The following is a 19,456-nucleotide window of genomic DNA, read 5'->3' as shown; positions in this document are numbered from 1 at the left end:
CAATACTGGACTCTGCGGCAAAAATCCCCTATGGAGCCGCCACTACCGCGTGTCGGGCTAATCGGACCTGAACCGCACCAACAAAAAGACTGCCAACCTCCGTTATAACCAAGACCGGGCGATCGCGCCTCAAAACGCGAATAAACGCTCCTTTGAAAAGATCGAGACGGATCATGAATATCATTCAGCAGCTCAACGCTGAGCATGTTGCAGAACTGGCCGCCAAGCGCGAGCTTCCCGACTTCACCCATGGCGATACCGTCAAGGTTTGGGTGAAGATTACCGAAGGTGCCAAGGAACGCCTGCAGGCCTATGAAGGCGTTGTGATCGCCCTCAATGGCGGCGGCATCACCGCTTCCTTCACCGTGCGCAAGATTTCCTATGGCGAAGGCGTGGAACGCGTGTTCCCGCTCTACTCCCCCAACGTTGCTTCGGTCGAAGTCCTGAAGCGCGGCAAGGTGCGTCGCGCCAAGCTTTACTACCTGCGTGATCGTCGCGGTAAATCGGCTCGTATTTTCGAATCGACCAATTCGCGCACCAAGAAGATCGAAGCTGGCGAACGCACCGCAGCCCAGGCTGCCCGCGAGGCTCGCGAAGCCGAAAAGATTGCAGCCGCAGAGGCATTTGCCGCTGAACAGGCCGCCAAGGACGCAGAAGCCGCAGCCGCTGCCAAAGCAGCCGAAGCTGAGGCCGCTGCCGCCGAAGAAGCACCCAAGGCCGAATAAGCCCTGGTGCATCAGTGAATTGAAGAACCCGGTCGCAAGGCCGGGTTTTTTGTTGGCTTGATTCACGTGAAACGCGTTAACAACCCCCGCCTGGGGTTAGCAGACTGTTAGCATCGAGACCTGTCAGAACCGGCTTGTCGTGACTCCCATGCTTGGCCATAAGAGACCGTCACGAAAAACCCGAGTCCGCCATGCCCGTTTCGATCGTCACCTGGAACATCAACTCCATCCGCCTGCGCCTGCCCATGGTGATGGACTTCATCGCCAAGCATGCGCCCGATGTGATCATGTTCCAGGAGATCAAATGCACGGATGACCAGTTTCCGCGCAATGCCTTCGTCGAGGCCGGCTATCCGCATATGGCCGTGCATGGTCAGAAGGGCTACCACGGCGTCGCCATCGTCTCGAAGTTTCCGCTGACCGATGTATCGAGCAAGGTCTTCTTCGACATTCCCGAATCACGGCACGTCTCGGCACTGACCGATTTCGGCCATGGCCCTGTGACGCTACACGATTTCTATATCCCGGCCGGCGGCGACGAGCCCGATCCCGAGATCAATCCGAAGTTCAAGCACAAGCTGGGGTTCCTGAGCGAGTTGACCACCTGGTTCAACGAACCCATTTTCCAGCGCGGGCATCTGATTGCCGGCGATTTCAACATCGCCCCGCATGAGAACGACGTCTGGGGCCACAAGCAACTGCTCAAGATCGTCAGCCACACCCCCGTGGAAACCGAAGCGCTCGATGCCATCCTCAATGGCGGCCACGGCTGGGTGGATCTGGTGCGCAAGCACGTACCACACACTGAAAAGCTTTATTCCTGGTGGAGCTATCGCAGCGCCAACTGGGAGCTGGCCAACAAGGGCCGCCGGCTCGACCATATCTGGGCCACCGCCGATGTCGCCGAGCACTGCATTGGCACCGACATCATCAAGGCCTATCGCGGCTACACGCCCCAGCCCAGCGACCACGTGCCGGTCATTGCGACCTTCGTGGGCGTCTAGTCCAGCCCCTCGTCGCTGCCATTGAGCGCATGCTCCTCCCATTCGCTCTCGGGAATGGCGTCGCCAACAGTGAAATCGAAGGCGCTGACCCCGCGCGCATCGGCAGCGGCTGTGCAATGATACTGCAGGTGAAACCATTGCCCTGCGCTGCGGAAGGCACCGCCGCTGGCCGTAAGCCTGTTGCCGGCAAGGACCAGGTCGCCATAGGCATAGCCCACGACGGCATCGGGCAGTTTGCTCGCATCCGCCACGCGCAATTGTTCCAGTGCCTCCATATTGCAGATCTGGATCACCTGTTCGTCGCCAGCGAGCAGGAGCATGGTTTCGGCAATGTCGCGGTTGGCCGGGTCATCGAGAATACCGGAGGCGAAAAAAGTCGTTGCATGCACCGCCTGCGGGCCCGAAGGAGCTTGATCTGGCGGCGCTGGCGCAACCGCTCGCATCGAACTGGCCGGCAATGACCGATTTGCCGGCACCGGCGTCTCCGGGGCTGACGGCGGCCGGATCAGAGCCGCGAAAGCGCTCTCACTGAAGATATCGACCGCGATCGAGCTATCAGGCGGCTCCGGCAGCGAGCGAGGCATGCCGAGCCACAACAGCAGGGCAAAGGCACCCGCATGCAGTGCCACCGAGGCAGGCAAGGCGCAGTGGTGATCGCTGAACCGGAAAGAGTGAAACATCGTGCCAACGCCCAAGGCATTCACGAAGAGGCCTCATCCCAAGGGTTTGCGGCCCTTTTGCGTTCAGCCGCCATCGCCCTTCATGCGCTGGCGCACCGGCTCCAGCGCGCCCAGGTAGTTGCCCAGCTCGCGCTCGACGCGGGCGACGGCGCGTTGCGCCAGATCGGGCGACTGCTGCAACAGCTTGAGGAAGGCCACGCGCGGCACGAACAGCGCCTCGCAATCGGTAACGGCGGTGATGGTGACAGGGCGGGGTTTTGAGAGGATCAGCGCCATGGCTGACACCACGCTCCCCGGCTCGGAAATCGCATAGGGCTTGCCGCCGCCATCGGGCTTGGCGCGCAGGGTGCCGGAGATCAAAACGAACGCCCCCATCGGCACTTCGCCAGACGTATAGAGTGCCGCATCGGCATCGAAATGGCGCAAGTCTCCGGCAAAGGCCAGCATGCGCCTCTGCTCGTCATCGCAGATATCGAAGAATTCGGCCTGAGCCAGTGCCTCGGCCGCATCGTCCCTGATCATATGCCCAATCCGGATGCGCCTCTGGGCCGCTTTTAACGCGGCCAAGCCCCGCCGAAGCGGGGCTCCCACATCCTATAGGGCATTTTTATGCGCGTTGTAGCCGATTTCGTCTTGGTCCACTGATTAGGGAACCAGACGGTACCCACCCTCTTCCGTCACCAGCAGGCGCGCATTGGAGGGGTCGCGTTCGATCTTCTGGCGCAGGCGATAGATATGGGTCTCCAGCGTATGCGTGGTGACCCGGTTATTATAGCCCCAGACTTCCTTGAGCAGGATATCGCGCGTGATGGTCTTGGGACCCTGGCGATAAAGGAATTTCAGGATGGAGGTTTCCTTGTCCGTCAGGCGAACCTTGTTGCCGTCATTGGCCTCAAGGACCTTGGCTGACGGCTGGAAACTGTAGGGCCCGATGGTAAAGACCACGTCCTCGCTCTGGTCATGCTGGCGCAGCGCCGCATTGATACGCGCCATCAGCACGGGAAAGCGGAAGGGCTTGGTCAGATAGTCATTGGCGCCTGATTCCAGGCCCTTGATCTGGTCGGCATCGCTGTCGTGCCCGGTCAGCATCAGTATCGGGCTCTTGTAGCCCTCGCTGCGCAGCACCTTGACCGCCTCGCGGCCATCCATGTCGGGCAGGCCGACATCGAGGATCATCAGGTCAACATTATTGTCGCGCGTCGCCTTGAGCGCGTCATTGGCGGTTCCGGCCTGGATGATGTCGAATTCCGGAAGCGTTTCGAGCTGTTCCACCAGGGTCTGGCGCAGGTCTGCGTCGTCGTCCACCAAGAGGATGCGTCGCTTGTTCATTGTTATCTCCGGTTTTTTCGCGTCACAGGAGTCATGGGTCACACTATTGCGACCGGTTTTGGACCAGCCAATCACAAGCATGTGAGTCTCAGGAGCAACGAGGGACGGGGGTGGGAAGTTGCAGCCCCCGGCCCCGCCTCAGGAAAATACCCAACTGCGCATAACTATTTAGGTGCGGAGCGATGGCCAAACAATGCTGAGCCGACACGAACATCGGTGGCGCCCATGGCGATGGCCACCTCGAAATCGCCGCTCATGCCCATGGACAATCTCTCCACCCCTGCCGCCCGGCCCAGCGCATTGAGCTGGGCAAAATAGGGCCCCGGCGGCACGCCATCGGGCGGAATGCACATCAGGCCCACAATATTGAGGCCATGCACATCGCGGCAGCGGGCGACGAAAGCCACCGCCTCGGCAGGTGCGATACCGGCCTTCTGTTCCTCGAGCCCGATATTGACTTGGACGTAACATGTCAGCATGCGCGACGACTTCTGCATTTCTGTTGCCAGCATCGCCGCAAGCTTTTCCCGATCGACGGTTTCGATGACGTCAAACAGCGCCACGGCCTCGGGAACCTTGTTGGTCTGCAACTGTCCGATCAGATGCAGTTCGAGATCAGGATAGGCCTCGCGCAGCGCCGGCCACTTGCCCTGGGCCTCCTGCACCCGGTTTTCTCCGAACACGCGCTGGCCTGCCGTGAGGAAGGGCTTGATCGCCTCGGCATCGAAAGTCTTCGAGACGGCGACCAGATTGACCACCTCCGGCGGCGCGCCGAAACGGGCCTGCGCCGTGTGGATGCGGTCACGGATCGTGGCGAGATTGCTGGCAGCGTCGGCGGTATCCATGCTTTCGCCCTGTTCCTGTTGACCTTGGGGGGAATTTCTGGTGATGGTCCGGGTAACCAAAATCCCCCATAAACGCAAGCAGTGCGCCCATTTTGCGCAGCTCGCGGCACAAGCCTTAAGGACGAGATAAGTGAGCGGCGAACGCTACAATCCGCGCGAGATGGAACCCAAATGGCAGAAGGTCTGGGACGACAACCAGAGCTTCGTCACATCCAATGACGACACGCGCGAGCCCTATTACGTCCTCGAGATGTTCCCCTATCCATCGGGCCGCATCCACATGGGCCATGTGCGCAACTATTCCATGGGCGACGTGGTGGCGCGCTATCACCGCGCCCGCGGCAAGAATGTGCTGCACCCCATGGGCTGGGACGCCTTCGGCCTGCCGGCCGAGAACGCTGCCATCGAGCGCAAGACCCATCCCGGCACCTGGACACGCCAGAACATCGCCGCGATGAAGGCCCAGCTCAAGTCCATGGGCCTGGCCATCGACTGGACCCGCGAAATTGCCACTTGCGAGCCGGAATATTACCAGCACCAGCAGGCCATGTTCATCGACATGATGGCAGCGGGCCTGGTGACCCGCAAGCAGAGCAAGGTCAACTGGGACCCGGTCGACATGACCGTCCTGGCCAATGAGCAGGTCATCGACGGCCGCGGCTGGCGCTCCGGCGCCGTGGTGGAACAGCGCGAGCTCACCCAGTGGTTCTTCAAGATTTCCGACATGGCCGAAGACCTGCTGGCCGGCCTCGACACCCTGACCGAATGGCCGGAAAAAGTGCGCATCATGCAGCGCAACTGGATCGGCAAGAGCCAAGGCCTGGCCTTCAATTTCGGCGTCAAGGGCGCGCCACAGGGTTTTGACACCCTGCCCGTTTATACCACTCGCCCCGACACCATGCGCGGCCCGACCTTTGCCGCCATCGCCGCCGACCATCCGCTGGCCAAGGCCCTCGCTGAATCCAATGCTGAGATCGCTGCCTTCAACAGGCTGTGCCAGCAGAGCGGCACCTCGGCCGAAGCGCTGGAAACCGCGGAGAAGCTGGGCTTTGATACGGGTTTGACGGTCACCCATCCGGCCGACCCGACTTGGGAACTGCCGCTTTACATCGCCAATTTTGTGCTGATGGACTATGGCACCGGCGCCATCATCGGCTGCCCGGCGCATGACCAGCGCGACCTTGACTTCGCCCGCAAATACGGCCTGCCCGTCATCGATGTCTATCAGCCGCTCGAAAGCGACGCCCCTGTCGGCAACGAGGCCTATAGCCCGCTCAAGACCCAGAAGGTGCGCTACGTGCAGTGGTTCGGCGAGACCGGCGCGGAATTGACCGTACACGAAGCCATGGACCAGACGCTGGCTCTCTTCGAGGCCAATGGCTGGGGCACCGCCCAGACGCAGTATCGCCTGCGCGACTGGGGCGTGTCGCGCCAGCGCTATTGGGGCTGCCCCATTCCGGTGATCCATTGCGAGGTCTGTGGCACCCTGCCCGTGCCCAAGAAGGACCTGCCGGTCGTGCTGCCCGAGGATGTGACCTTCGACAAGCCCGGCAATGCGCTGGACCATCATCCGACCTGGAAGCATGTCCACTGCCCGCAATGCGGCGGCGCGGCCCGTCGCGAGACGGACACGATGGACACCTTCGTCGATTCCAGCTGGTACTACACCCGCTTCACCGCGCCCCATGCCGAAACGCCGACCATTCCGGCCGTGGCCAATCGCTGGCTGCCGGTGGACCAGTATATCGGCGGCGTGGAACACGCGATCCTGCACCTGCTCTATTCGCGCTATTTCACTCGCGCCATGAAGGCCACCGGCCATGTCTCCCATGACGAGCCCTTCAAGGGCCTGTTTACCCAAGGCATGGTGACCCACGAGACCTATAAGTCGCCCGCTGGCGACTGGGTGGCGCCGGCCGACATCCTGATCGAGGCCGAAGGCGACAATCGCAGCGCAAAGCATCTGACATCGGGCGAGGCGATCACCATCGGCTCGATCGAAAAGATGAGCAAATCCAAGAAGAACGTCGTCGACCCCGACGAGATCGTCGCCACCTATGGCGCTGACACGGCCCGCTGGTTCATGCTTTCGGATTCGCCCCCGGAACGCGACGTGCAATGGACCGAGGCGGGCGTTGAAGGCGCCAGCCGCTTCCAGCAGCGCGTCTGGCGCCTGGTGGGCGAAACAATGGAGTTGGCGAAACAGTCGTCAGACATTGTTGCCGATTCAGATGACGCTGAAGCCAAGGCGCTTCGGAAAATCGTGCATCGCGCCGTGCATAATGTCGGTGGCGATATCGAAGGCCTGCGCTTCAACCGCGCCGTAGCCCAGATCTATGAGCTGACCAATGCGCTGGTGCGTTCGGCTGGTATTGCGGGCGAAGCTCCCGCTGCCCGCCTTGGCGCCCTCAGCGAGGGCGTGGAGCGGCTGATCCAGCTGATCGCTCCGATGATGCCCCATCTGGCTGAAAGCTGCTGGGAACTGCTTGGCAAGACCGGGCTTGTCGCTGACGCCAGCTGGCCCGAGGTTGATCCGGCGCTGCTGGTCGATGACGAGGTCACCATGCCGATCCAGATCAACGGCAAGCGCCGCGGCGAGATCACCGTTGCCAAGGGCAAGCCGGCGGCCGAAGTCGAGGCGCTGGTCTTGTCATTGGACGAGATTGTTCGCATTCTGGATGGCAAGGCCCCCAAGAAAATCGTCGTGGTGCCAGACAGGATCGTCAATGTCGTTGTCTAACACCCTTCGGGTGCTTGGTTTTTCTGCTGTTGTGCTGGCTTCGGGCGCTTTTCTCGGCGCCTGCAGCTTCCAGCCGGTCTATAGCGGCGTGGTCGCCAATCAGCCCATGCTGAACCTGGCCTATGCCAAGCCGGCGAGCCGGCTGGAGCAGGTGGTCTACCAGGAGTTCAGCCTGCGGCTGGGCGCCTCAGACGCCCCCACGGCACCCCTTGCACAGGTGGCGATCGCCCTTGGCTCGGGCGGCATGGCCCCCATGACCGACACCGTCAGCGGCGTGGAACAGGCGCGCGTTGAGGTCACGGCCACGCTGACCCTCACCCGGCGTGACGGCAGCACTGACAAGCCACTGGTCATCTCGCGGCGCGCCACGGCGCAATACACGACCAATGATCAGGTCTTCGCCAATAGCACTGCCGCAACCGAAGCTCAGGAACGCGCAGCCAAGGCTGCCGCCGAATCTCTGCGACTGGCCCTGCTCGCGGCCCTCAGCCGGGGATGACCGCGCTCAAGGCCCATGAGGTCGCGCGTTTCCTGGCGCGGCCCGATATTTCCGAGGGCATTTTCCTCGCCTATGGACCCGATGCTGGACTGGTGCGCGAAACGGCGCAGCGCCTGATCCGCAATCTCAGCGGTGACGATCCAGAATCCGCGTCCATCGTCACCCTGGATGGCGCCGAGGTGGACGCAGATCCCTCCATTCTTGCCGTCGAAGCCAAGACCATTTCGCTGTTTGGCGGCAAGCGCATCGTCCGCGTGCGCGGCGCTGGCAAAAGCCTCGTCATGACGCTGACGGAACTGCGCGACGATCCCGGTGGCGCCGCCATCGTGCTGGAGGCGGGTAATCTTACCCCCAAGGATGCCCTGCGGGCCTTGGTGGAGGCGGCAAAGCTCGGCCGGGCCCTACCCTGCTACCCCGACAGCGACGAGACGCTGCAGGCCCTGTTTCGCGAGACGTTCAATCAGGCTGGCATTCGTGTCGACCAGGATGTCATCGCCACCTTGCGCGAGATCCTGGGCAATGACCGCGAGATTACCCGCCGCGAACTGGAAAAACTGGTGCTCTATGCGGCGAAAAGCAAAAATCTGACGCTCGAAGATGTGCTGCTGCTCTGTGCTGACAATGGCATGCTGGTGATCGACGCCATTCTCGACGCCACGGGCGGCGGGCATGCCGAAAAGCTGGAACTGGCGCTTAACCGTGCCCTGTCATCTGCCGTCGATCCACAGCGCCTGCTGGCCATGGCCACCATCCACTTTGCCAACCTGCGCCGCTGGCGCACTGAGGTCGATGCCGGAAAGTCGCCACGCATGGTGCTCGATGGCCTGCGCCCGAAGCCGCATTTTTCCCGCGCCGGTGCGTTGGAACAGCAATTGCGACTGTGGAGCGATGCCTCGCTGGCCATGGCCTGCGAGCGCATTCTGCAAGCCACCAATGACAGCCGCCGCCGCCCTGCCCTGGCGGAGCCTGTGCTAAGGCGGGTTCTCCTTGCCATCTGCATGATGGCCGCATCGCACTAACGAAAAGCGGGATGTTTCACATGAAACATCCCGTCTGAATCAATCTTTTCAGTGACTTAGCTTTAGTTGCTGCCTGTCAGGCGCACGCAAAGCCCGTCAAGCTGCTCCAGCGTCTTGTAGCGGATTTCGAGTTTTCCGCCGCGCTCGCTATGCGCCAGCGAGACCGAAAGCCCCAAGGCATCCGACAGGCGGCGCTCCAGCGCCACCGTGTCCGAGTCGCGCTCTGCGGGGGACACCGTTACCTTTTTCGGCGGGATGTCGCGCTGCTGGCTCAGGGCTTCCGCCTCACGCACCGACAGGCCGCCCGCGACGATCTGCTGCGCCAGCCTGCCCGGATCCTCCACGGTGATCAGCGTACGGGCATGACCGGCGGTCAGCGAGCCGCTGGCAACCATGGAGCGAACGTCCTCGGGGAGTTTCAGCAGGCGGAGCGTATTGGCCACATGCGACCGGCTCTTGCCGATGACCTGGGCCAGGTCCTGCTGGGTATAGTCAAACTGCTCGATCAGCTGGCCATAGCCCATGGCCTCTTCCAGCGGATTGAGATCGGCACGCTGCACGTTTTCGATGATCGCGAGTTCGAGCGCTTCCTTGTCATCCACGTCGCGGATGATGACGGGCACTTCATGCAGGCCGGCACGCTGCGACGCGCGCCAGCGGCGCTCACCGGCGATCAGCTCGAAAATATTGGGGTCATCGCTCGGCCGCACCAGTAGGGGCGACATGACGCCCTTTTCGCGGATGGAATTGGTCAGGTCTTCCAGCTGATCCTCATCGAAACTGCGACGGGGATTGGCGCGGTTGGCGATGATGAAGTCGACCGGCAGCTTCTTGACGCCACCCGATTCGGTGACCCTTGCGCCCTCGACGGTCGCCATATCGCCGATCAGTGCCGCGAGCCCGCGACCAAGACGTGTTGGTTTGTCACTCATTTCGGGCTCTTTCTCTTAAGCCGCAGCATTGAGCTGCCGCTCGCGGCGGATCACTTCGGTGGCGAGGCGCAGATAGGCCTGGCTGCCGGCACATTTAAGGTCATAGAGCAGCGCCGGCTTGCCATAGGACGGCGCCTCGCTGAGCCGCACATTGCGCGGAATGACCGTTTCATAGACTAGCGAGCCCATTTCCGAGCGCACATCGGCGAGAACCTGTTCGGAAAGGTTATTCCGCTTGTCGAACATGGTCATCACCACGCCCTGGATCGACAGCCGCGGATTAAGCGTTGAACGGATCTGCTCGATGGTCTGCAGCAGCTGGGAGAGACCTTCTAGCGCAAAGAACTCGCATTGCAACGGCACCAGCACCGCATCGGCGGCAACCAGCGAATTGATCGTGAGCAGGTTCAGCGACGGCGGGCAGTCGATGAGGATATAGCTAACCGGCTTTTCATTGATCGTGAGCTCACCGAGCTGCTTGAAAGCATTGCGCAGCTTGAAAGCGCGATCGGCCTGGCCGGCAATGGTCAGCTCAACACCCAAGAGATCCATGGTGGACGGAACGATGGCCACATTGGGTACGGTCGTCATGATGGCCGATTCAGCCACTGAGGCTTCACCCACCAGCAGGTCATAGGAAGAAACTTCGCGATCGGTGCGCGAAATGCCGAGACCCGTCGAGGCATTGCCCTGCGGATCGAGATCGACAATGAGAACGCGCTCGCCGATGGCCGCGAGGGCCGTGGCGAGATTGATGGCAGTCGTGGTCTTGCCCACGCCACCCTTTTGGTTGGCCAGTGTCAGGATACGGGGCGCCACCATCGGGCCTCCAGCTTGTTCGCCGCTAACTAACTGATTTACCACGCAAATGTTCGAGCGTGAGCAGGACACCGCTAGGATCAGTGTCACTAGGCGTTATTAGCACGTCGTAGTCCCAACGCGTAGCGCTTTCCGCCAGTTCTTCAACATGTTCCCGGCCTTTATGCAGAATGGCGCGAGTTTGCGGCGCCCAGAAGGGCGCAATCCAGCTACACAATGGCGGGAGCGCGGCCAGTGCGCGGGAGGTGATGACATCGGGCGGCAGTGTTTCACGTGAATCAATCTGGTCACTGCGGCGACCTTCTACCGTCACCAGAAGTTTGAGCTCACGGGCTACTGTGCGCAGAAAGCTGACCTTGCGGCCATTGGGTTCAATCAGCGTGAAGTTATGTGGCGTTCCCTTGAGCGCTATCGCCAGGGGGAGAGCGGGCAAGCCTCCACCACTGCCAAAGTCGAGAAATACGCAATCCGACGGCTTGAGCAGCGGCAGAACTTGGAGGCTATCGGCAAAGTGGCGAGACCAGACTTCATCCAGTGTTTCACGTGAAACAAGATTCTGCACCGCCTGCCACTTGCGTAACAGTTGAGCATAGGATTCCAGATCTGCGCCAACCTGATCAAGTGGCCGGCTGAAAAACTGCTGATAGGGCGCGATGGCCGAGTAGTCCGCCATTACGAGGCTTTCTGAAAGGTTCCACGCCGGAGGACCGCCAGCAGCAAGGTCACCGCAGCCGGCGTCATGCCATCCATGGCCTGTGCTTGGGCAATGGTCTGTGGCCGAAACTGGACCAACTTGTGCCGCAGCTCCATGGAGAGACCGGGGATGGCGGCGTAGTCGAGATCATCCGGAATGGGCTTCTGCTCATCGCGGCGCACGGCCTCGATGTCATTGCGCTGGCGATCGAGATAGACGGCATATTGCGCATCGACCACGAGCTGTTCGAGCACAGGCTGCGGTATCTCAGCGATTTCGGGCCACAAACGGCTGACATCGGCGGGATTCACGTCTGGATAGGACAGAAGATCGAAGGCGGAGCGGGCCTTGCCGTCTTCGTTGACAGCAATACCGACCTTACGGGCGGCACTGGGGGACGTGGTGAGACTGGAAAGCAGCACGCGGCCAGACGCCAAAGCCTCGGCCTTGCGGCTGAACAGATCACGGCGCGCTTCGCCAACCAGCCCCTTATCCATCCCGAGCGGCGTCAGCCGCTGATCGGCATTGTCGGCGCGCAGATGCAGGCGGAACTCGGCGCGGGAGGTGAACATGCGATAGGGCTCGGACACGCCGCGCGTTACCAGATCGTCAACCATCACCCCAAGATAGCTCTCGGTGCGCGAAAGGGTCATCGGCTCCTGGCCCGAGGCGGCCAAGGCGGCATTGGCGCCAGCGAGCAGACCTTGGGCGCCAGCCTCCTCATAACCAGTCGTACCGTTGATCTGACCGGCCAGATAAAGACCCGGCTGCCGCTTGACCTCCAGCGTGGCCCGCAGTTCGCGCGGATCGACATAGTCATATTCGATGGCATAGCCCGGCCGGATAATCTTTACATTCTCCAACCCCGGCATGGAGCGCAAAAAGGTTTCCTGCACATCGGCAGGCAGCGAGGTCGAGAGTCCATTGGGATAGACCGTCTGGTCATCCAGTCCTTCGGGCTCCAAGAAAATCTGATGACTATCCCGATCTGCGAAGCGAACCACCTTGTCTTCTATAGATGGGCAATAGCGGGGGCCGCGGCTCTGGATACGGCCGGAATACATGGCCGAACGGTGGAGGTTGTCCGAAATGATCCTGTGCGTTTCGGCCGTCGTACGGGTGATATGGCAGGACACCTGGCGCGTGGTGATGGCAGTCGTCAACGCCGAAAAGGCTTCGGGCGGGTTATCGCCCGGCTGCGCCTCGAGCACCGAGTAATCGATGCTGGTCGCGTCGAGGCGGGCCGGTGTGCCGGTCTTGAGGCGGCCCAGCTGAAGACCGAGATTTTCCAGGCGGGTGGAGAGACCCAGCACGGGCTTTTCGCCGACACGACCCGCCGGCACGGTTTCTTCGCCGCGATGGATCAGACCACGCAGGAAGGTGCCGGTGGTTAGAACCACAGCCTTGGTACCGATGCGCCGGCCATCGAGCAAAACGACGCCAGAGACCACGCCGTCTGTCACCTCGACATCATCGACTTCCCCTTCGATGACGGTGAGATTGGGCTGCGCCAGAATGGCCGCCTGCATGGCTTCGCGATAGAGCTTGCGGTCGGCTTGCGCGCGGGGTCCGCGCACAGCCGGACCCTTGCGGCGGTTGAGGACCCGGAACTGGATGCCCGCCTGATCGGCGACGCGGCCCATGAGGCCATCAAGCGCATCGATCTCGCGGACGAGGTGGCCCTTGCCCAAACCACCGATCGCGGGATTGCAGCTCATCTCGCCAATGGTGGCGAAGCGATGCGTGATCAGAGCCGTGGGAACGCCGAGGCGTGCCGAAGCCGCGGCGGCTTCCGAGCCCGCGTGTCCACCCCCGACGATGATGACGGCATAATCAGTCATGGCGAATTTCTCCAGACCGGCTCAATAGGCCAATGTTTCACGTGAATCAATTCATGCTCTTTTGGCGAAGCGTTTCACGTGAATCATTTGCCGATGCAGAAGCTGGCGAACAGCCGATCCAATACGCGCTCCGAGTCGAGGCGCCCGACCAGGCGTTCCAATGACTGCGAGGCGATACGGAGACTCTCGGCAGCCAGTTCCGGCATGGCGAGTTGGCGGGCTGAACGGTCAAGTGCCTCGAGCGCATCAATAAGCGCGATGCGGTCACGCTCACGGCTGAGGAGGCTAGGTTCACCCTTGGTGAGCTCGTCGCCAAAGGCCTGGATCACCTCCAGAAGTTGATCGAGCCCCTGCCCTGTCTTGACCGAAATCCTGATTTCGGCGTCGACATCGCCATCCATGTCATTCTTGGTGCCAACGATGACAGCGCCGTTAGGGGGTGTCATATCGTCGGGGACATTGGGCGCCACCAGCCAAAGCACGATGTCGGCCTGCTCAATAGCCAGCTTGGCCCGGCGGACGCCTTCGGCCTCCGCCTTGCTTTCGGTATCGCGCAGCCCGGCAAGGTCGAGAAGGATGTAGAGCTGGCCTCCAATATCGAGCGGCACCTCACGGACGTCACGGGTGGTACCAGCCTCGTCGGTAACAATAGCGATATCGGATCTGGCCAAGGCGTTCAGCAGGCTGGACTTGCCAGCATTTGGCGCGCCGGCAAGGGCTACGCGTATCCCTTCGCGAATGATGCGGCCGTGCTCGAAGGAGTTCAGCGCAATCGCCATGTCGGCGCGCAAAGTCTCGATATCGGCACCAAATTGCGCCGGCAGCGCTTCGTCCACGTCGCCTTCATCGGAAAAATCGAGGCGCGCTTCGATCTCCGCACGCAGATCGAGCAAAGCGTCGCGCCAGACATCGATGCGTTGGGTAAGACCACCCTCGAAGCGGGCGAGCGCCTGGCGGCGCTGGTTTTCGGTTTCGGCTTCCAGCAGGTCGCCAAGCCCCTCGATCTCAACCAGGTCCAGCTTGCCATTCTCGAAAGCACGGCGGGTGAATTCACCGGCCTCGGCCAGGCGCGCGCCGTTTGAAACAAGGAGGTTGAGGATAGCGCGGACGCCGGCCGGGGAGCCATGGACCTGAAGTTCGGCGCAGTCTTCTCCGGTGAAGCTGTGTGGAGCTGGAAACCACGCGACGAGGCCGCGGTCCAGCAGACTGTCCTGGCCAATAGGCCGAAGGGTCAGCTTACGCGGGTCTGGCAGATTACCGCTGACGTGGCGCAGCAATTGTGAGGTCATTGGACCGGACAGACGAATGACGGCCACGCCGGATGGCAGTGCACCAGAGGACAGGGCAACGATCGTGTCAGTCATTCAGGTCATTCCGCAAAAACAAAGAGCGACATGCCTTTCAGCATGCCGCTCTTCAATAGCATCACACGACGTGTGTCAGGTGTTCATCGAGTCGAAGAAATCCGAATTGGTCTTGGTCTGGCGGACCTTGTCGACCAGGAATTCCATCGCGTCGATCGTGCCCATCGGGTTGAGAATGCGACGCAGGACATACATCTTCTTGAGAATGTCGCCTTCGACCAGCAGCTCTTCCTTGCGGGTACCGGACTTGGTGATGTCCAGCGCCGGGAAGATGCGCTTGTCTGCGACCTTGCGGTCGAGAATGATTTCCGAGTTGCCGGTGCCCTTGAACTCTTCAAAGATCACTTCATCCATGCGCGAGCCGGTATCAATCAGCGCCGTGGAAATGATGGTCAGCGAACCGCCATCCTCGATATTGCGGGCGGCGCCGAAGAAGCGCTTGGGGCGCTGCAGGGCGTTGGCGTCCACACCGCCGGTCAGAACCTTGCCGGAGCTTGGAACAACAGTGTTATAGGCGCGGCCGAGGCGGGTGATGGAATCGAGCAGGATGACCACGTCGCGCTTATGCTCGACGAGACGCTTGGCCTTTTCGATAACCATTTCGGCAACCTGGACGTGGCGCGACGCCGGCTCGTCAAAGGTCGAGGAAATGACTTCGCCGCGCACCGAGCGCTGCATGTCGGTCACTTCTTCCGGGCGCTCGTCGATCAGCAGCACGATGAGATAGCATTCGGGGTGATTGGTGGCGATCGACTGTGCAATATTTTGCAACAATACGGTCTTACCGGTACGCGGCGGCGCAACGATCAGCGCGCGCTGGCCCTTGCCGAGCGGCGCGACCAGATCGAGCAGACGGGCCGAGCGATCCTTGATGGTCGGATCGGGCAGCTCCATGCGGAGCCGTTCTTCGGGGTAAAGCGGGGTCAGGTTATCGAAGTTGACCTTGTGGCGGACTGCCTCGGGATCTTCGAAATTGATGGTGTTGACCTTGAGCAGCGCGAAATAGCGCTCGCCATCCTTGGGAGACCGGATCTGGCCTTCGACCGTATCGCCGGTCCGAAGACCGAAGCGGCGAATCTGGGATGGGCTGACATAGATATCGTCAGGACCGGGGAGATAGTTTGCGTCGGGGGAACGCAGGAAACCGAAACCGTCGGGAAGGACTTCAACGACGCCTTCGCCGGTGATGTCGACTTCCTGGGCGGCGAGCTCCTTGAGGATGGCAAACATCAATTCCTGTTTGCGCATGGTCGAGGCGTTCTCGACCTCGTGTTCTTCAGCGAACACCAGGAGTTCGGCCGGGGATTTGGCCTTGAGCTCGCTGAGCTTCATATTCTGCATGTAGCGGGAGACCCTATTGGGAAACTGAAAATCGTCTTTGAGGCGATAGTATTTGGGAGGGGTAGGCACCGCGCAGCGACCCGGGCGGGTCAGCTATGATTTGGGATGCTTTCACTGCCATGTAACGCGATCTGGCGCAGGATTCAAGGCTTGGATGCAAGCCGCGACGCAAAATCGCAGATCGGCAGCGACGCGGCCATTCGGATTCACGTGAAACTTCGACGCATTTTTGCGAGGCACGAGGGCCATGTGAGTCCCGCTCACATGGCTCTTGATAATCTCAGAACGGCTTTACGACGACCAAAATGACAATGCCGATCATCAACACGGTCGGCACCTCGTTGAGGATACGGAAGAATTTCTGCGGCTTGGTATTCTTGTCCTGGGCGAAGAGCCGAACATATTTCGCCAACACGCCATGCACGCCGCTCAGCAGCAGCACAAGGAAGAGCTTGGCATGCAACCAGCCGTCCGACATGCTCACCCAGCCGCCAAAAATCATCCAGAGCCCGAAGACCCAGGTGGCAATCATGGCCGGATTGATAATGCCGCGCAGCAGGCGGCGTTCCATGACCTTGAAGGTCTCGGACTTGTCCGAACCGACCTCAGCAACCGCGTGATAGACGAACAGACGCGGCAGATAGAGCATGCCGGCCATCCAGGCGATGACCGAGATCACATGCAGGGCTTTGACCCATTCCATAATTGTTCAACTCCTCAACAGCTGAAAATCTTGACTAGCCCTTGACCCTTCGGACGAGCTGCTCGACATGGGCGATCGGCGTTTCCGGCACGATGCCGTGGCCGAGATTGAAAATATGCGGCCGGTCGGCAAAGGCTTGCACGATCGCATCGACGCGTTCATCGAGCTGGGCGCCGCCGGCAACGAGACGCAACGGATCGAGATTACCCTGGACCGGCAGATCCTTCGGCAGGTGTTTCGCGGCAAAATCGAGCGGCGTCGCATAGTCCAGCCCCAGAGCATTGACCCCGGTCTGGGCGGCATAGCGGGCAAGATTGCCAGCCGCGCCACGCGGAAAACCGATGATGGGCGCATTGGGCACCCGTACCCGCACACCTTCGACGATCCGCCGGTTGGGCTCGATGACACAGGTCAGGAAATTCGCATCATCGAGATTGAGCGCCCAGCTTTCGAAAAGCTGCACCACATCGGCGCCGGCCTGCAGCTGCGCGACGAGGTAATTGATGCTGGTGTCGACGAGGACATCGATCAGCGCCGCAAAGGCTTCCGGGTGCCGCAGGGCAAACAAACGCGCAGCGGCCTGATCGGGCGAGCCACGACCGCCGATCATATAGGTCGCCACGGTCCAGGGAGAGCCACAGAAGCCGATCAGCGTCTTCTCAGGGGCAAGGGCCGCCCTCAACCGACGCACCGTCTCAAGGACGGGCGCAAGATGGTTCAGCGGATCCTTATCCTTCCCAAGCCCTGCGATGCTTTCCACGCTCACCGGCTCGAGGACTGGTCCTTCACCGGCTTCAAAGCGCACTGACTGTCCCAAGGCATCGGGCACGACGAGAATATCGGAAAAGAGGATTGCCGCATCGAGATCGAACCGACGCAGCGGCTGAAGCGTTACTTCCGTCGCGAGATCAGGCGAATAGCAGAGCTCGAGGAAATTCTTGGTCTCGGCCCGGACGGCACGATATTCGGGCAGATAGCGACCGGCCTGCCGCATGATCCAGAGCGCGGGGCGAGATTGCTTCTCGCCTCTGACGGTTGCCAGCAAAGGCTTATGGGTCATTCACCCCTTCCCTTCAAAACCCCTAAAGAGTCTTTCTTACTTCGTATCTGTATTATCATGGCGGTGTTTTGAGCCAATTCATCGCCGTCCACAATCGCCCTCGTGGCGGCACAAGCGCGCAGCACGAATGGTTAACCCGGTGTTAATTCTAGACTCGGCGCCTCTTGGTTAACGGATGGTTTACACTTCTTAACGAAAGCTTAACGAGGCGACTCCGGAGTCAACGATTCGAATCCGGCTGTGCAAAATCGCTTGGCAGAGGTTCTTTGACCGAGCGAGGTTATCCCCAGAGCTATCCCAAGCCCCCGTCTCCTGCCCACCGGAGTCGAGCTGTTAATGTTTTGGTAACCAATGTGGACAAATCCGGCCCAGACCAAAAGTCATGAGTCATTGTCACAGATCTGGCTTGAGCTGTGGATGACAGTGTGGAAAACATGAGCCCATGCTGATCCTTGCCAGCCAGAGCGAAACCCGCAAAGCCCTGCTGCAGCAGGCCGGACTGGTGTTTACCAGCCAGGCAGCCAGCATTGACGAGCGAGGTCTCGAACAGGCCGCGATCGAGGCTGGCGGTGACGGGCGCGATGTGGCGCTGCTGCTGGCCCAGCGCAAGGCAGCGGCTGTTGCCGTTAACAATCCAGGGGCGATCGTGATCGGCGCCGACCAGACGCTGAGTCTGGGCACCGAGCTTTTGCACAAGCCGGTGGATCGCGCCGCCGCCGTGGCTCAACTCGACCACCTGCGCGGCAAGACCCATCGCCTCCATGCCGCGGTTGCCGTGGTCAAGCACGACCAGCTGCTCTGGTCCGATATCCAGACCGCCGAACTGACCATGCGCGAGTTTACCCCCGAAGAACGCGACGATGTCCTGGCGCGCGAAGGCGATGCGGTGCTGTCCTCGGTTGGCTCCTATCGGCTCGAAGGGCCCAGCATTCGCCTGTTCGAAACCGTCACTGGCGACTATTTCACCATTCTGGGCCTGCCACTGCTGCCGCTTCTGGCCGGCCTGCGCACCCACGCCCCCGAGACCCTTTCGTGACCATCAAAGCCTTCGTCATCGGCCATCCGATCAAACACTCGCGCTCGCCCCTCATCCATGGCACCTGGCTTGAGGAGCATGGCATTGACGGCACCTACGAGGCGATCGACGTGGCGCCCGATGCCTTGCCCGCCTTCTTCGAGCGGCTGCGCGCGGGGGAATTTGCCGGCGGCAATGTCACCATTCCGCACAAGGAAGCCGTCTTTGCGCTCTGCGATGAGGTCGACCCGCTGGCCCGCACCATTGGCGCGGTCAACACGCTGGTGGTGGAGGACGGCAAGGTTTTTGGGAGCAATACCGATTACCTGGGCTTTCTCGGCAATCTCGATGCCGGGGCGCCGGGCTGGTCCGATACCGTCGAGGAAGCCATAGTGATCGGCGCCGGTGGTGCGGCACGAGCCGTGCTGGTGGCGCTGCGCCATCGTGGGCTCGGTCGCATTCACCTGCTCAACCGTACTGTCGCCAATGCGGAAACGCTGGCTGCAGCGATCGGCGGGCCCATTCTGGCGCATGGGCTCGATGAATGGGACGACAATGCCCCCAACGCCGGGATCGTGATCAACACCAGTTCCATCGGCATGCATGGCACGAGCATGGATTTCGATCTGGCCTTGCTGCCGAAGTCCGCGCTGGTGACCGATATCGTCTATACGCCGCTGGTGACGCCGCTTTTGGCCGATGCGGTAACGCATGGGCTCAAGACGGTCGATGGCCTGGGCATGCTGCTGCACCAGGCCGTGCCGGGTTTTGAGGCCTGGTTCGGCAAGCGCCCGGCGGTGACAGCCGAGCTGCGTCGGCGTGTCGAAGCAACCCTGGATCGCTGAC

Annotated in this window: 19 protein-coding genes; 7 read left to right on the top strand and 12 right to left on the bottom strand. The window is 61.2% G+C overall.

The window, feature by feature from the left end; translation table 11 throughout:
- Positions 1–173 precede the first annotated feature (173 nt).
- A complete protein-coding gene (rplS, locus tag P0Y65_18830) occupies positions 174–725 on the top strand; it encodes a 50S ribosomal protein L19 (protein ID WEK04211.1) in 552 nt (183 codons plus the stop codon).
- Positions 726–916: 191 nt separating this feature from the next.
- Positions 917–1,729, top strand: a complete 813-nt coding sequence (locus P0Y65_18825; GenBank protein WEK04210.1) for an exodeoxyribonuclease III — start codon at positions 917–919, stop codon at positions 1,727–1,729.
- Here P0Y65_18825 and P0Y65_18820 read toward each other — a convergent pair.
- The 4 genes from P0Y65_18820 to P0Y65_18805 all read right to left on the bottom strand — a co-directional run bounded on the left by P0Y65_18820 (position 1,726) and on the right by P0Y65_18805 (position 4,583).
- Positions 1,726–2,409, bottom strand: a complete 684-nt coding sequence (locus P0Y65_18820) for a DUF930 domain-containing protein (protein ID WEK04209.1) — start codon at positions 2,407–2,409, stop codon at positions 1,726–1,728. The two genes, P0Y65_18825 and P0Y65_18820, sit on opposite strands and share 4 nt — an antisense overlap.
- 63 nt (positions 2,410–2,472) lie before the next feature.
- A complete protein-coding gene (locus P0Y65_18815) occupies positions 2,473–2,931 on the bottom strand; it encodes a cyclic nucleotide-binding domain-containing protein (protein ID WEK04208.1) in 459 nt (152 codons plus the stop codon).
- A 123-nt stretch (positions 2,932–3,054) separates the two neighbouring features.
- Positions 3,055–3,738 carry a response regulator transcription factor gene (locus P0Y65_18810; protein ID WEK04207.1) on the bottom strand — a complete coding sequence of 228 codons (684 nt, stop codon included), beginning with the start codon at positions 3,736–3,738 and terminating at the stop codon, positions 3,055–3,057.
- 164 nt (positions 3,739–3,902) lie between these two features.
- Positions 3,903–4,583 carry a YggS family pyridoxal phosphate-dependent enzyme gene (locus P0Y65_18805; protein WEK04206.1) on the bottom strand — a complete coding sequence of 227 codons (681 nt, stop codon included), beginning with the start codon at positions 4,581–4,583 and terminating at the stop codon, positions 3,903–3,905.
- Between the two features lie 130 nt (positions 4,584–4,713).
- Here P0Y65_18805 and leuS point away from each other — a divergent pair, with 130 nt between their 5' ends.
- Genes leuS through holA form a run of 3 tightly spaced genes read left to right on the top strand, consistent with a single transcriptional unit; the run spans position 4,714 to position 8,841 of the window.
- Positions 4,714–7,323: a leucine--tRNA ligase gene (leuS, locus tag P0Y65_18800; protein WEK04205.1), complete on the top strand. Its 2,610-nt coding sequence runs from the start codon at positions 4,714–4,716 to the stop codon at positions 7,321–7,323.
- Positions 7,310–7,822 carry a hypothetical protein gene (locus P0Y65_18795; protein WEK04204.1) on the top strand — a complete coding sequence of 171 codons (513 nt, stop codon included), beginning with the start codon at positions 7,310–7,312 and terminating at the stop codon, positions 7,820–7,822. The genes leuS and P0Y65_18795 overlap by 14 nt, the downstream gene beginning before the upstream one ends.
- On the top strand, positions 7,819–8,841 hold the full coding sequence (gene holA, locus P0Y65_18790; GenBank protein WEK04203.1) for a DNA polymerase III subunit delta: 1,023 nt from the start codon (positions 7,819–7,821) through the stop codon (positions 8,839–8,841). The genes P0Y65_18795 and holA overlap by 4 nt, the downstream gene beginning before the upstream one ends.
- Positions 8,842–8,903: 62 nt before the next feature.
- Here the strand turns inward: holA and P0Y65_18785 are convergent, their stop codons facing one another.
- The 8 genes from P0Y65_18785 to hemE all read right to left on the bottom strand — a co-directional run bounded on the left by P0Y65_18785 (position 8,904) and on the right by hemE (position 17,595).
- Positions 8,904–9,773: a ParB/RepB/Spo0J family partition protein gene (locus tag P0Y65_18785; GenBank protein WEK04202.1), complete on the bottom strand. Its 870-nt coding sequence runs from the start codon at positions 9,771–9,773 to the stop codon at positions 8,904–8,906.
- Between the two features lie 15 nt (positions 9,774–9,788).
- Complete coding sequence (locus P0Y65_18780; GenBank protein ID WEK04201.1) at positions 9,789–10,595, bottom strand: ParA family protein; 807 nt, start codon at positions 10,593–10,595, stop codon at positions 9,789–9,791.
- Between the two features lie 22 nt (positions 10,596–10,617).
- Complete coding sequence (gene rsmG / locus P0Y65_18775; GenBank protein ID WEK04200.1) at positions 10,618–11,265, bottom strand: 16S rRNA (guanine(527)-N(7))-methyltransferase RsmG; 648 nt, start codon at positions 11,263–11,265, stop codon at positions 10,618–10,620.
- Entirely contained in the window at positions 11,265–13,127 is a 1,863-nt protein-coding gene (mnmG, locus tag P0Y65_18770) for a tRNA uridine-5-carboxymethylaminomethyl(34) synthesis enzyme MnmG (protein ID WEK04199.1), read from the bottom strand. The genes rsmG and mnmG overlap by 1 nt, the downstream gene beginning before the upstream one ends.
- 83 nt (positions 13,128–13,210) lie before the next feature.
- Complete coding sequence (gene mnmE, locus P0Y65_18765) at positions 13,211–14,491, bottom strand: tRNA uridine-5-carboxymethylaminomethyl(34) synthesis GTPase MnmE (protein ID WEK04198.1); 1,281 nt, start codon at positions 14,489–14,491, stop codon at positions 13,211–13,213.
- A gap of 75 nt (positions 14,492–14,566) precedes the next feature.
- On the bottom strand, positions 14,567–15,832 hold the full coding sequence (gene rho, locus P0Y65_18760; GenBank protein ID WEK04197.1) for a transcription termination factor Rho: 1,266 nt from the start codon (positions 15,830–15,832) through the stop codon (positions 14,567–14,569).
- A gap of 280 nt (positions 15,833–16,112) precedes the next feature.
- A complete protein-coding gene (gene hemJ, locus P0Y65_18755) occupies positions 16,113–16,538 on the bottom strand; it encodes a protoporphyrinogen oxidase HemJ (GenBank protein WEK06841.1) in 426 nt (141 codons plus the stop codon).
- A gap of 31 nt (positions 16,539–16,569) precedes the next feature.
- A complete protein-coding gene (gene hemE, locus P0Y65_18750; GenBank protein WEK04196.1) occupies positions 16,570–17,595 on the bottom strand; it encodes a uroporphyrinogen decarboxylase in 1,026 nt (341 codons plus the stop codon).
- Between the two features lie 442 nt (positions 17,596–18,037).
- Here hemE and P0Y65_18745 point away from each other — a divergent pair, with 442 nt between their 5' ends.
- On the top strand, positions 18,038–18,631 hold the full coding sequence (locus tag P0Y65_18745; protein WEK04195.1) for a Maf family protein: 594 nt from the start codon (positions 18,038–18,040) through the stop codon (positions 18,629–18,631).
- Positions 18,628–19,455, top strand: coding sequence for a shikimate dehydrogenase (locus P0Y65_18740; protein WEK04194.1), 828 nt, complete (start codon positions 18,628–18,630; stop codon positions 19,453–19,455). The genes P0Y65_18745 and P0Y65_18740 overlap by 4 nt, the downstream gene beginning before the upstream one ends.
- Position 19,456: the final 1 nt, after the last annotated feature.

Origin of the sequence: Candidatus Devosia phytovorans (assembly GCA_029202405.1) — a bacterium.
Classification (GTDB): Bacteria; Pseudomonadota; Alphaproteobacteria; order Rhizobiales; family Devosiaceae; genus Devosia; species Devosia phytovorans.
This window is presented reverse-complemented; position numbering and strand designations above follow the sequence as displayed.